The 12,018-nt window shown below is 67.8% G+C and carries 12 protein-coding genes; 5 read left to right on the top strand and 7 right to left on the bottom strand.

Annotated features, from left to right (window positions below; all coding sequences use genetic code 11):
- Positions 1 to 196 precede the first annotated feature (196 nt).
- The gene (locus ABD355_RS26755) at positions 197 to 1,102 is read left to right on the top strand and encodes a LysR family transcriptional regulator (RefSeq protein WP_344403219.1); all 906 of its coding nucleotides are present in this window, start codon (positions 197 to 199) and stop codon (positions 1,100 to 1,102) included.
- Positions 1,103 to 1,190: 88 nt separating this feature from the next.
- Complete coding sequence (locus ABD355_RS26750; RefSeq protein WP_344403218.1) at positions 1,191 to 1,673, top strand: NUDIX domain-containing protein; 483 nt, start codon at positions 1,191 to 1,193, stop codon at positions 1,671 to 1,673.
- A 14-nt stretch (positions 1,674 to 1,687) separates the two neighbouring features.
- Here ABD355_RS26750 and ABD355_RS26745 read toward each other — a convergent pair whose 3' ends face one another.
- Together ABD355_RS26745 and ABD355_RS26740 are read right to left on the bottom strand one after the other, a co-directional pair.
- Positions 1,688 to 3,109 (bottom strand): globin domain-containing protein, encoded by a 1,422-nt coding sequence (locus ABD355_RS26745; RefSeq protein ID WP_344403217.1) that lies wholly within the window; start codon positions 3,107 to 3,109, stop codon positions 1,688 to 1,690.
- A 391-nt stretch (positions 3,110 to 3,500) separates the two neighbouring features.
- A complete protein-coding gene (locus tag ABD355_RS26740) occupies positions 3,501 to 4,133 on the bottom strand; it encodes an HAD family hydrolase (RefSeq protein WP_344403216.1) in 633 nt (210 codons plus the stop codon).
- A gap of 194 nt (positions 4,134 to 4,327) precedes the next feature.
- On the opposite strand from ABD355_RS26740, the gene ABD355_RS26735 reads away from it, so the two are divergent.
- Complete coding sequence (locus tag ABD355_RS26735) at positions 4,328 to 5,194, top strand: GNAT family N-acetyltransferase (protein ID WP_344403215.1); 867 nt, start codon at positions 4,328 to 4,330, stop codon at positions 5,192 to 5,194.
- 37 nt (positions 5,195 to 5,231) lie between these two features.
- The gene (locus ABD355_RS26730) at positions 5,232 to 5,684 is read left to right on the top strand and encodes a GNAT family N-acetyltransferase (protein ID WP_344403213.1); all 453 of its coding nucleotides are present in this window, start codon (positions 5,232 to 5,234) and stop codon (positions 5,682 to 5,684) included.
- Between the two features lie 57 nt (positions 5,685 to 5,741).
- Here the strand turns inward: ABD355_RS26730 and ABD355_RS26725 are convergent, their stop codons facing one another.
- A complete protein-coding gene (locus ABD355_RS26725; protein ID WP_344403211.1) occupies positions 5,742 to 7,124 on the bottom strand; it encodes a serine hydrolase domain-containing protein in 1,383 nt (460 codons plus the stop codon).
- Between the two features lie 67 nt (positions 7,125 to 7,191).
- Positions 7,192 to 8,670, bottom strand: a complete 1,479-nt coding sequence (dnaB, locus tag ABD355_RS26720) for a replicative DNA helicase (protein WP_344403210.1) — start codon at positions 8,668 to 8,670, stop codon at positions 7,192 to 7,194.
- A 461-nt stretch (positions 8,671 to 9,131) separates the two neighbouring features.
- On the opposite strand from dnaB, the gene ABD355_RS26715 reads away from it, so the two are divergent.
- Positions 9,132 to 10,469, top strand: coding sequence for an MATE family efflux transporter (locus ABD355_RS26715; protein WP_344403209.1), 1,338 nt, complete (start codon positions 9,132 to 9,134; stop codon positions 10,467 to 10,469).
- Positions 10,470 to 10,598: 129 nt separating this feature from the next.
- On the opposite strand, the gene rplI is transcribed toward ABD355_RS26715, so the two are convergent.
- From rplI to ABD355_RS26700, 3 genes are read right to left on the bottom strand one after another with little or no spacing between them, the layout of a single operon-like run.
- Positions 10,599 to 11,045 (bottom strand): 50S ribosomal protein L9, encoded by a 447-nt coding sequence (rplI, locus tag ABD355_RS26710; protein ID WP_344403208.1) that lies wholly within the window; start codon positions 11,043 to 11,045, stop codon positions 10,599 to 10,601.
- An 18-nt stretch (positions 11,046 to 11,063) separates the two neighbouring features.
- A complete protein-coding gene (rpsR, locus tag ABD355_RS26705) occupies positions 11,064 to 11,300 on the bottom strand; it encodes a 30S ribosomal protein S18 (RefSeq protein WP_003949403.1) in 237 nt (78 codons plus the stop codon).
- 57 nt (positions 11,301 to 11,357) lie between these two features.
- Complete coding sequence (locus ABD355_RS26700) at positions 11,358 to 11,945, bottom strand: single-stranded DNA-binding protein (RefSeq protein WP_344403207.1); 588 nt, start codon at positions 11,943 to 11,945, stop codon at positions 11,358 to 11,360.
- Between the last annotated feature and the right edge of the window lie 73 nt (positions 11,946 to 12,018).

Here is a 12,018-nt window from a genome sequence, read left to right as displayed (position 1 = left end):
GCACAACGGACGGTCCGAGCCTCCCCCCTCGTGGCTCGGACCGTCCTCGGTTCCGCGCGCGAAGAACCGCGCGAACAAGGCTAGTTGACTCTGTGTCAGTGTCCAATCACAGTAGCGACAGAGACCTATCGACTTATTTATAGTTGGGCCCTGCCTGAGGGCCGGGAGAAGGGCAGGGAACTGGAGAGGGCGAACCATGGATCTGGCCTTGCTGCGCACTTTCGTGACCGTGCACCGGGCCGGCTCCTTCACCCGCGCCGCCGCCCTGCTCGGCCTGTCGCAACCAGCCGTGACCTCGCAGATCCGCACGCTGGAGCGACAACTTGGCCGCCCCCTGTTCCTGCGGCAGGCCCGCGGAGTGACCCCTACGACCATCGGGGACGAACTCGCCCACAAGGCCGCTCCACATCTCGACGCCCTGGTGGAGATCGCCGAGACCGGCCTCGACGACGAGTCCTCCTTACGGACCTTGCATCTCGCCGGCCCTCCGGAGTTCACAGCGGAACGGGCACTGCCCGCCCTCACGGAGCTGACCGGTGAGGACGGCCAGGGCTTCGCGCTGCGCGCCTCCTTCGGGAACGCCGAGGAAGCCCTGGAGGGACTCGCCGCCGGACATCACGATCTGGCCATCTGTACGGCCCGCCCACGCGGTGCCCTGCTCACGGCGACTCCACTCTGCGACGAAGAGCACGTCCTTGTCGCCACCCCGACGTGGGCCGAGCGGATAGGCCCCGGAAAGCCGCGCCGCATGGGAGCGCCCGCCCTGGAGGACGTCCCCGTGATCGAAGTGCACGAGTCGCTGCCCTTCGTCTCCCGCTACTGGGCCTCCGTCTTCGACTCCCGCCCTGCGGCACCGGGCACCGTCATCGTTCCCGACCTGCGGGCGGTCCTGGCCTGCGCCGTCGCGGGCGCAGGGCTCGCGGTACTGCCCCGCTATCTGTGCAGGGACGCCCTGGAGCGCGGTGAGATCGTTGCCCTCCACGAACCCGCGGTGCCGCCGCTGCGCACGTACTTCCTCGTGGTCCGCACCGGCACCCTCGCGATGCCGCACATCGCGCGGGCTCACGAATGGCTGCTGCGAGCGGCCGCCGACTGGTGCTGACCAGCACTTTTGCGGTAGTCACGGGGTGAGCTCGACCGGTGACATCCCGCGATGTTTCACGTGGAACCAACCGGGCCACATTTCTCCCATGACCGTCCGACCCGTGGTCAAGCGCACCGCACGTGCCGTTCTCCTGGACGGCGACAACCTGATCCTGATCAAGCGCACCAAGCCCGGTGTCGATCCCTACTGGATCACTCCCGGTGGCGGCGTCGAGCCCGGCGACACGACCGTCGTCGACGCCCTGCACCGAGAGGTGTACGAGGAGCTCGGCGCCAAGATCACCGACGTGGTGCCCTGCTTCGTCGACACCGTGGAACACATCGGCGAGGACGGCGGCGCGACCGGCGTGAAGGTGCAGCACTTCTTCGTGTGCCGGCTGGAGTCGATGGACACATCCCTGCGGCACGGCCCCGAGGTGGACGAGCCCGCCGGCGAGTACGAGATCGTGCGGGTGCCGTTCACCCGCGTCGGGATCGCCTCCGTGCATCTCGTACCGCTGTCCCTGCGGCACTACCTGGACGGGAACATCGAGGGCGTGCGCGCCATGCACGCGCCGGACCTGGGCTGATCCCCGGCGCCGGATCAGTCTCCGATGGCGACGAGCTCCTCCACCGAGTCGTGCCGTATGCGCTCCGACGGGATGCCGATGTTCCTCAGTGCGTCCACCCCGCTGCGGATCATTCCGGGCGGGCCCGAGAGATAGGCGTCGAACTCGTTCCACGGCCCGTACTCGCGTATGGCGTCCGGGAGCTGGAGATGGGCCTGCTGGTCGATGACCGCACGGACCGAGAGCCACGGGTGGGACTGCTGGAGCCTGAGCATCGTGTCGATGTCGTAGAGGTCGTGGTCGGTGCGGGCGCCGTAGAACACCTCGACCGTCCGCCGTTCGCCGTGCTCGGCGACGTCCTCCACCAGTGCCTTGATGGGTGCTATGCCGGTGCCGCCGCCCAGGCACAGCAATCCGCTGTCGGTGGTGTGGTCGACCGTCATCGAACCGGTCGGCGGGCCGAGGCGGATGACGTCGCCGGGGCGGGCGCGGTGCACCAGCGCGTTGGAGACCCAGCCCGCGGGGACGGCCTTCACATGGAACGACATCAGACCGTCGGAGCGGGGTGCCGAAGCGAAGGAGTAATGCCGCCAGATCCGCGGCCACCACGGCGTCTCCAGGCTCGTGTACTGTCCGGCGAGGAACGGATAGGGCTGATCGGGACGGACCGTGACGACCGCCACGTCCGGGGTCCTGAGGTCGTGCGCGACGATCTCGGCGTACCACCAGGCCGGGGCACGCAGTTCGTCCGCGGCCGCTGCGTCGATCATGACCTGCGAGATGGTCGTGTACGCCCGGACCCAGGCCGCCTCCGTCTCCGCGTCCCAGCTACCGGAGGCGTACCTGCTCAGCGCGCCGATGAGGCACTCGCCCACGGCCGGGTAGTGCTCGGCCCTGGTGCCGTACTTGCGGTGACCACGGCCGAGATTTCGCAGATACGCGACGAGGACCTCGGTGTTGTCGATGTGCTCGGCCGCGGTCAGCAGCGCCTTGAGCAGCCGGTCGCGCTGGGTGTCCATCGCGGCCGGGAACAGCGACCGCAGATCGGGGTGTCGGACGAAGAGCAGCGCGTAGAAGTACGAGGTGACCTTGTCGGCGATCGGCGCCACCTCGGCCATGGTCCGACGGATGAGCAGGGCATCCGGTGACGCGCTCTGGGCGCCGGATTGAACGGCGGGCTCCTGCGGCTGCGCTGCGAGCGCGGTGGAGCGCTGGGTGGGCACGCGCAGGTCGGCGGGGAGTGCCTCGGGGGAAGAGGGCTCTGCCGAGAGGGACTGTGCAGCCGAGGGCTGTGGGGCAGCAGCCTCCGGAGCGGGTTCGGCGGGTGGGGCCGACTGCGGCGCGTCCTCCGCCGGCTGCTTGCGCGGCGTGAACCAGCCGCCGCTCCCGCCGCCGGATGTGCCGTTGTCGGCCGACGCGGTGGTCGGAGCGTCCATGGTGTGCCTCGCCTCGAACATCTTTCGGTCGGTCTGCGCACTTCCTCGGTCGGAAGGTGCCTTTTCCCCCGCAGACGGCTTGCTTTCCCCGTTTCATGCCGCGGCCAATGCGGCCACATTCAACCCGGATTCACGTGCTGTACGGACAAGTAAGGCGAGAGTGTGACATTGACCGCAGTGCTCTCACCGCAGCATCCCATCCCGCATGGACACTCCGGCCGCATAACCGCAAATGCGGGTCTTCGATCTCTCCGTCCCGTTACGCTGCATCGCCCTGCCCTCGGTCCGCACAGGATGTGTACGTCTCGCCCCGCAGCGAACCGGAGTCGACCATACCGGCCAACGCTCCGATCACAAGTCCCCCCTTCCTCCCCCACGAAGGGGAGAGCGCGCGAACCAGCAATTCCTTCAATTACCGGACGTGACGCACCAATTCATAGGCTTCCCACAGATCCCCTCCCAAGTACGAGTGTGTCGCAAGACCGGACAGATGACGGTCCGCATTGACCGCCACCGAGACCGGCACCGCAGCGAACAGCTCCGTGTCCGACAGCGAGTCGCCGTACGCGATGCAGTCCTCCCGGGCAACGCCGAACTGACCGCAGAGTCGGTCGGCGATCTCGACCTTGGCCGCGGCAGTGAGAACTCCGGACGGATCGACGGGCTCGGTGAACGGAACGGCGGGAAAACGGGACCCGAACGCCGCGTGGGCGCCCCACCCGATGAGCCGCTCCACGAAGAAGGAGGGCGAGAGCGATACGACGGCACAGTAGTCACCCACCTGCCGGATCTCCTTCCAGACCTCCCGGATGCGCTCCAGCCACGGGGCACCTTCGAAGGCAGCCGACACATGCATCTCGGTGAGTTCCGTCCACAGCTCGTACACCTGCGCCGCATATTCCGGCGGGCCTATCAGTCCCGCCGAGATCGCCTGATCGAGCGCTACCGTCTCGGCTTCCAGCCCCAGCTGCCGCGAGATCTCCACGGGCGCCGAAGTGCCCTGCAGCAGCGTGCCGTCGAGATCGAAGAGGTGAAGTCTTGGCATGGGACCCGAGGCTAACGGGACCTGTGGCGTGCTCCTCCGGAGGGAGCGTGATACCCGGCGTTCGCCCGAGTTTCACGTGAAACACCGAAGGGTTGTCGGCACCCTGCGCACTTGCCCGTGACATGGCCAAAAGCTCCTGCTTCTCACCGGAAAGAAGTGGACGTCGAGGGCAGCCGTCGGACAGCCTGACCTGCGTGCCGACTCCTTCTCTCCCGCCTCTTGCCGTCCGCCGTCTGACGCTTCGCGATCTCACCGCCTGCGCCGACCTGTCCGAAGACCGGGGGTGGCCACGCGAGGAGCACAAGTGGGGCCTGCTCCTCACAGCCGGGAAGGGATACGGCATCGACGACCCCGACGGTGGCCTCGTCAGCGCCTGCGTCGTCACCGAGTACGGGCCGCAGCACCACCCCGCTCTCGCGGCCATCGGCATGGTGCTGGTCGCCGAACGGCATGCCCGCCGAGGCATCGGACGCCACCTGATGCGACACATCGTCTCGGCCATGGGCACGACCCCTCTGACGCTGCACGCGACTGCGAACGGCCGTCCGCTCTACGAGGAACTCGGCTTCAAGGCCACCGGCCGGGCCGAGATGGTGCGCGGGCATTTCATGCCCCGCGGGCCCGAGCCCGAGGTGGTCACACGGGCGGCCACCGCCGAGGACCTCCCTTCGATCCTCCGGCTCGACGAGGAGGTGTTCGGCGCCGACCGCACACCCGTCATCACGCGGCTGCCCGCCTTCGCCGACCGACTGCACGTCGCCGAGGAGGACGGCCGGCTCATCGGCTACGCGGCCGCCTGGCCCAACATGGAGACCCATGTCGTGGGTCCCCTGATTGCCAGGGACACGGAGACGGCAAAGGCGCTCATCGCCTCTCTCGCCGCCCACACCGACCGCCCCCTGCGCACGGACATCGACGTACGGCACGAAGAGCTGCTGGCGTGGGTGAAGGAGCGGGGGCTGGCGTCCGTCGCTTTCAACACGGTCATGACCTACGGGATCCTGGAACTGCCCGGCGACTGGACCAGACGATTTGCTCCGCTGACGGTGGCTGCGGGCTGAGCCCGCCTTCGGGGTGCCGGTGCGTAAGGTGCGGGGCATGGGAGATCTTGAAATAAGGCCCGCTACGGCGGACGACGTGACCGCGATCGTCGCGATGCTCGCCGACGACCCTCTGGGCGCCCAGCGCGAGTCACCGGACGACCTGGCCCCGTACCTGGCCGCACTGGAACGTCTTGCGTCCGACCCGAACCAGCACCTGGTCGTCGCCGTTCGTGAGGGCCGCGTCGTCGGCACACTCCAGCTCACGGTCATCCCCGGTCTGTCGCGACGCGGCGCCGTCAGATCGATCATCGAGGGAGTCCGCATCCACGCCGACGAGCGCGGCAGCGGCCTGGGCGCACAGCTCATCGAGTGGGCGATCGACGAATCCCGGCGACAGGGCTGCCAGTTGGTGCAGCTGACTTCCGACAACACCCGCAGCGACGCCCACCGCTTCTACGAGCGGCTCGGCTTCACGGCCTCACACGTGGGCTTCAAGCTCCACCTGTGAGGCCGTGCATGAAGGGTCGCGTTTCACGTGAAACAGCGTGTCTCGGGACCCTTGCGTCTAGCCGATCCCCCGCCAGCCGTCCGGATCCACCCCACCGGGCACGGAAGCCTCCTCGTCGTACGGCTGACGCGTGAACACGAACGACCCGAGGTCCAGATGGCTCAGGGTCCCGTCCGGGCGCCGTACGGCCTTCAGGAGCTCTCCGGCGTAGTAGCCCTCCAGTCCGGTCCACGTACCGTCGCCGTTCGCCCTGAAACGCGAGCGGCGACCGCTTCCCGACAGCGGCTCCAGTGAGACACCCCCGGCCGCCAGTCGCAGGGCGAACGCATGCGTTCCCCAGTACCACGGCCCCGCCAACTCCAGCAACGATGCTTCGACTTCGGGCAGCGGCCGCCAGGGCTCCGGAATGCGGGGCTCGGCCTCGGCAACGATGCGCACGAGATCGGCTCCGACAGTGGACAGCAGCGGGCCGGACGTACAGTTGGCCAGCACCACAGCAGCGACGTCGTCCTCGACACTGAGTGTGAGGTTCGCCAGAAACCCCGGCAGCGACCCTGAGTGCCCCACGAGCAGCCGGCCGTGCCGGTGCTGGATCTGCAGCCCCAGCCCGTAGGCGGCTCCGTCCACGACATCCACCGCTTCGGCCGGCGCAGCGGGCGTCCGCATCTCCCTCACGGTCTCGGCGCTCAGTACTCGGTCGTCACCCTGAGCCAGGAAGGCAGCAAAGCGCGCCAAGTCACCCGTGGTGGACCAGAGTTGACCCGCAGGAGCCATCCGCCCGAGGTCCTCGGCGGGTTCGGGCAGCATGACATCGGCCCAGGGGTGCACGGCCCATCCACCCGCATGGGGAGCCTGCGGGTGACCACTCGTACGGTCGAGGCCCAGAGGTTCGAGCACTTCACGCCGAAGTACCTCTTCCCACGGTGCTGCACGCAGCTTCTCGACCAGCGCCCCCAGCACGGTGTAGCCGGGATTGGAGTAATGGAAGCGGCGGCCCACCGGATGCAGGAGCGGCTGCTCTCCCAGAACGTCGGAGAGTTCGGGGCGCAGGGATCCCGGCGTGCGCTCCCACCACGGGGCGGGCGACTCCGCCGCCAACCCGCCCGTATGGGCGAGGAGGTCGGCGATGGTGGCCTCCCCCGCACCAGTTCCCGGCAGATGCTTCTCCAGGGGGTCACCGAGATCGAGCAGGCCCTCATCGCGCAACCGGAGCACCAGAACCGCGGTGAAGGTCTTGGTGATCGAACCGATGCGGTACTGCACGGTCTCGTCCGGACCATGCCCGTCCACCGAGGTACGCGCACCGTGCCACACGGGCCGCCCACCCCTCACGACCGCCGCAACCAGCGACGGGGCACGTCCTTCGGACTGCGCCACAGCGATCCGGTGCAGCAGGGCCCGACGCGTACCGGGGAGCAGCTCTTCCTGAGGTGTTGTCATGGCCCAAGTCCATCCCGCGGGACACTCGGCCGTCGAGTTCATTTGTCCGGGACGGGGATCTGTCTGATCAGGTCTGCGCCATGTCCACGAACCGCGAGTAGTGGCCCTGGAAGGCGACCGTGATCGTCGCCGTCGGGCCGTTGCGGTGCTTGGCCACGATCAGGTCGGCCTCGCCCGCACGCGGTGACTCCTTCTCGTAGGCGTCCTCGCGGTGCAGCAGGATGACCATGTCGGCGTCCTGCTCGATGGAGCCGGACTCACGCAGGTCGGAGACCATCGGCTTCTTGTCCGTGCGCTGCTCGGGGCCACGGTTCAGCTGGGACAGCGCGATGACCGGAATCTCCAGTTCCTTGGCGAGGAGCTTGAGGTTACGGGACATGTCCGAGACCTCCTGCTGTCGGTTCTCGGCACGCTTGGAGCCCCCGGACTGCATCAGCTGGAGGTAGTCGATGACGACCAGTCTGATGTCGTTGCGCTGCTTGAGACGGCGGCACTTGGCGCGGATCTCCATCATCGACAGGTTCGGGGAGTCGTCGATGAACAGCGGCGCGGCCGAGACGTCCGGCATCCGGCGGGCCAGCCGCGTCCAGTCCTCGTCGGTCATCGTGCCCGAGCGCATGTGGTGCAGGGCCACACGGGCCTCGGCGGACAACAGACGCATCGCGATCTCGTTGCGCCCCATTTCGAGGGAGAAGATGACGCTCGGAAGGTTGTGCTTGATCGACGCGGCCCGGGCGAAGTCCAGCGCGAGCGTGGACTTGCCCATCGCGGGACGGGCGGCGATGACGATCATCTGCCCCGGGTGCAGGCCGTTGGTCAGCGAGTCGAAGTCGGTGAAGCCCGTGGGCACACCGGTCATCTCGCCACTGCGGGAGCCGATCGCCTCGATCTCGTCGAGAGCGCCCTCCATGATGTCGCCGAGCGGCAGATAGTCCTCGCTGGTGCGCTGCTCGGTGACCGCATAGATCTCGGCCTGGGCGCGGTTGACGATCTCGTCGACGTCGTCGTCGGCCGCGTATCCCATCTGGGTGATGCGGGTGCCGGCCTCGACCAGACGACGCAGGACCGCACGCTCGTGGACGATCTCCGCGTAGTACTCGGCGTTGGCCGCAGTCGGCACGGTCTGCACGAGCGTGTGCAGATACGATGCGCCACCGACCTTGTTGATCTCACCGCGCTTGGTGAGTTCGGCGGCGATCGTGATGGGGTCGGCCGGCTCGCCCTTGGCGTAGACGTCGAGAATCGCCTGGAAGATCGTCTCGTGTGCCGGCTTGTAGAAGTCGTGGCCTTTGAGAATCTCCACGACGTCGGCGATGGCGTCCTTGGACAGGAGCATGCCGCCGAGGACGGACTGCTCGGCATCGAGATCCTGGGGCGGCACTCGCTCGAAGGACGTACCTCCGCCGTCCCATGCGCCGCTGTCCCGGCCACGGTCGTGCTGCTCGTCACGGCCCCGGCCCCCGTCGCCGCGTCGGCGGGAGGCAGGCAGGCGATCGCTTGGACCGCTGTCGGCCCAGGGATCGTCCAAGGGCTCGGAAATACTCACCGAGCCACCTCCTCCCGTCCGCCGCCGGGCGGACCTAGCCATGCCCTCTGTTCTACGGCACGGCACTGACAAATGAGAGGCCCAACTCCGGTTGGTGCACGTCGGTTTTGGGCTGGTTTCCCTGCCGACGAACGGAGTGGGCGCCGGACCACGGTAGGCCTGCGGGCACCGTCAGCCAATCTGGTTATCCACAGGCCATGTGGACGACGGCCCGGATGCTGTGGAGAACTCTGCAAAACCTGTGCACGACACGGTGGACAGCCTTGTGAACAAGCAACAGCCTCTTCCGCCACGACCGCCTTGACCTGCACTTTTCCCATCCACCGGCTGTGCAGAAGAAAAACTTCCCCAGTCGGGCCAAGATCGCTTCGAACGGCGCACGAAAGACCATGCAGCCTGAAGTGAAGTAAGGGGTGCAAAAGCTTTGCATCTCTTACCTGTGGACGATTAGATTGGTGCTCATGACACAGGCTCCTGCGACCCCCAGGGTCACCCGGCGACAGCACGATCGAGAGATCGTCGCGCTCGCCGTCCCGGCCTTCGGTGCACTCGTCGCCGAGCCCCTCTTCGTCATGGCCGACAGCGCAATCGTCGGTCACCTCGGAACGGCACAACTCGCCGGCCTGGGCGTCGCTTCGGCCCTCCTCACGACAGCAGTCAGCATCTTCGTCTTCCTTGCGTACGCGACCACCGCGGCCGTGGCCCGACGGGTCGGCGCCGGCGATCTCCAGGCCGCCATCCGGCAGGGCATGGACGGCATCTGGCTGGCGTTTCTGCTCGGCGCCGCCGTCATCGCCGCCGTGCTGCCCACGGCACCGGCCCTTGTAGAACTCTTCGGGGCCTCGGACAGTGCGGCCCCCTACGCGACCACCTATCTGCGCATCTCGTCTCTCGGCATCCCGGCGATGCTCGTCGTTCTCGCTGCAACCGGTGTGCTGCGCGGGCTGCAGGACACCAGGACACCGCTCCGCGTCGCCATCGCCGGCTTCGTCGCCAACGGCGCCCTCAACGCCGGCCTCGTCTACGGCGCGGGCCTCGGCATCGCCGGCTCCGCCTGGGGAACCGTCATGGCGCAGTGCGGCATGGCAGCCGTCTACCTCACCGTGGTCGTCCGCGGAGCCCGCAGACACAGCGCCTCGCTGCGTCCCGACGCAGCGGGGATACGGGCCTCCGCCCAAGCCGGCGTTCCCCTCCTGGTCCGCACGCTGTCACTGCGAGCGATCCTGATGATCGCCACAGCCGTCGCCGCCCGCCTCGGCGACGCCGACATGGCTGCCCACCAGATCATCCTGTCCCTGTGGAGCCTGCTCGCCTTCGCCCTCGATGCCATCGCCATCGCCGGTCAGGCCATCATCGGACGCTATCTGGGTGCCGAGGACACCCGGGGTGCTCGCGAGGCCTGCCGCCGCATGGTGCAGTGGGGAATCGCGGTCGGTGTCGTCCTCAGTGTCCTGGTAGTGGTCGCCCGGCCGGTGTTCCTGCCACTGTTCACCAGCGACACCGTGGTGAAGGACGCCGCGCTGCCCGCCCTGCTCGTAGTGGCTCTCTCCCAGCCGATCTGCGGCGTCGTCTTTGTCCTGGACGGCGTCCTGATGGGAGCCGGCGACGGCCCCTATCTGGCCTGGGCCATGGTGCTCACCCTCGCTGTCTTCGCCCCCTTGGCGTTGCTGGTCCCGGCACTCGGCGGAGGCCTCACCGCGCTGTGGACCGCGATGACGCTGATGATGACGGTGCGCATGCTGACCCTTTGGCTGCGGACCCGTTCGGGCCGCTGGATCGTCACAGGCGCCACCCGCTGACATGTTTCACGTGAAACCGGCGTTTCACGTGAAACATGGGCGGTCCCGGATTGAACCGGAGCAGGAAGAAGGGGCCGCACCCTGTATGGGTGCCGCCCCTTCTCCCAGCTGTTCAGCCGAGCGCGGCGGTCAGGCCGCGACAACCTCGATGTTGACCTTGGCGGCAACCTCGGGGTGCAGACGCACCGACGTCTCGTGAGCGCCCAGCGTCTTGATCGGCGCGCTCAGCTCGATGCGACGCTTGTCGACCTCGGGGCCACCGGAGGCCTTGATCGCCGAGGCGATGTCGGCCGGGGTGACGGAACCGAAGAGACGACCGGCGTCGCCGGAGCGAACGGCCAGACGGACCTTGACGCCCTCGAGCTGGGCCTTGACCTGGTTGGCCTGCTCGATCGTCTGGATCTCGTGGATCTTGCGAGCACGACGGATCTGCTCGACGTCCTTCTCGCCACCCTTGGTCCAGCGGATCGCGAAGTTCCGCGGGATCAGGTAGTTGCGAGCGTAACCGTCCTTGACGTCGACGACGTCGCCCGCGGCACCGAGGCCGGAGACCTCGTGGGTGAGGATGATCTTCATGTTTCGGTCACCCTTCCCTTATCGCGCGGTGGAGGTGTAGGGCAGCAGCGCCATCTCACGGCTGTTCTTGACGGCCGTGGCGACGTCACGCTGGTGCTGCGTGCAGTTGCCGGTCACGCGGCGGGCACGGATCTTGCCGCGGTCGGAAATGAACTTCCGCAGCATGTTCGTGTCCTTGTAGTCCACGTACGTGACCTTGTCCTTGCAGAAAGCGCAGACCTTCTTCTTAGGCTTGCGCACAGGCGGCTTCGCCATGGTGTTTCTCCTGTGTGATCAAGAAGTTTGGGTACGACCCGCCCTCCGGCCAAAGGCCTAGAAGGGGGGCTCGTCCGAGTAGCCGCCGCCACCGCCGCCGGAGTTTCCACCCCAGCCGCCACCGCCGCCGCCCTGGTTGCCACCGGCGGGAGCGCCGGTCGCCCACGGGTCGTCGGCGGGAGCTCCGCCGCCCTGCTGGCCGCCGCCGGAGTTTCCACCCCAGCCGCCGCCACCCTGGCCGCCACCGCCGCCGTAACCGCCCTGACCCTGCCCACCGCGGCCGGCGGTCTTGGTGACCTTGGCCGTGGCATTGCGCAGGCTGGCGCCGACTTCCTCGACGTCCAGTTCGTAGACCGTGCGCTTGACGCCCTCACGGTCCTCGTAGGACCGCTGCTTCAGCCGGCCCTGCACGATGACGCGCATGCCTCGCTGGAGCGACTCGGCGACGTTCTCCGCCGCCTGACGCCAGACCGAGCAGGTCAGGAACAGGCTTTCGCCGTCCTTCCACTCGTTCGTCTGACGGTCGAAGGTGCGGGGGGTGGACGCGACACGGAACTTCGCGACCGCCGCACCGGAAGGGGTGAAGCGCAGCTCGGGGTCGTCGACAAGATTGCCGACGACCGTGATGACGGTCTCGCCTGCCATGGGGGAACCTCTCGGCGGGTTTGCTGCTGGCTGCTTTGTGGTGCTGCTACTCGGATCCCGGGATCAGCTGAGC

The sequence above is a fragment of the Streptomyces longisporus genome (genome assembly GCF_039532765.1).
In the GTDB taxonomy this organism is placed as follows: Bacteria; Actinomycetota; Actinomycetes; order Streptomycetales; family Streptomycetaceae; genus Streptomyces; species Streptomyces longisporus.
Note: the sequence above shows the minus strand (reverse complement) of the source record. Positions and strands in the feature narration are given on the sequence as shown.

Coding starts and splice junctions, on each gene's coding strand:
- ABD355_RS26700 (WP_344403207.1), bottom strand. CDS start 11,945: ATGGCAGGCGAGACCGTCATCACGGTCGTCGGCAATCTTGTCGACGAC.
- ABD355_RS26725 (WP_344403211.1), bottom strand. CDS start 7,124: ATGACAACACCTCAGGAAGAGCTGCTCCCCGGTACGCGTCGGGCCCTG.
- rplI (WP_344403208.1), bottom strand. CDS start 11,045: ATGAAGATCATCCTCACCCACGAGGTCTCCGGCCTCGGTGCCGCGGGC.
- ABD355_RS26730 (WP_344403213.1), top strand. CDS start 5,232: ATGGGAGATCTTGAAATAAGGCCCGCTACGGCGGACGACGTGACCGCG.
- ABD355_RS26740 (WP_344403216.1), bottom strand. CDS start 4,133: ATGCCAAGACTTCACCTCTTCGATCTCGACGGCACGCTGCTGCAGGGC.
- ABD355_RS26755 (WP_344403219.1), top strand. CDS start 197: ATGGATCTGGCCTTGCTGCGCACTTTCGTGACCGTGCACCGGGCCGGC.
- ABD355_RS26745 (WP_344403217.1), bottom strand. CDS start 3,109: ATGTTCGAGGCGAGGCACACCATGGACGCTCCGACCACCGCGTCGGCC.
- rpsR (WP_003949403.1), bottom strand. CDS start 11,300: ATGGCGAAGCCGCCTGTGCGCAAGCCTAAGAAGAAGGTCTGCGCTTTC.
- ABD355_RS26750 (WP_344403218.1), top strand. CDS start 1,191: ATGACCGTCCGACCCGTGGTCAAGCGCACCGCACGTGCCGTTCTCCTG.
- ABD355_RS26715 (WP_344403209.1), top strand. CDS start 9,132: ATGACACAGGCTCCTGCGACCCCCAGGGTCACCCGGCGACAGCACGAT.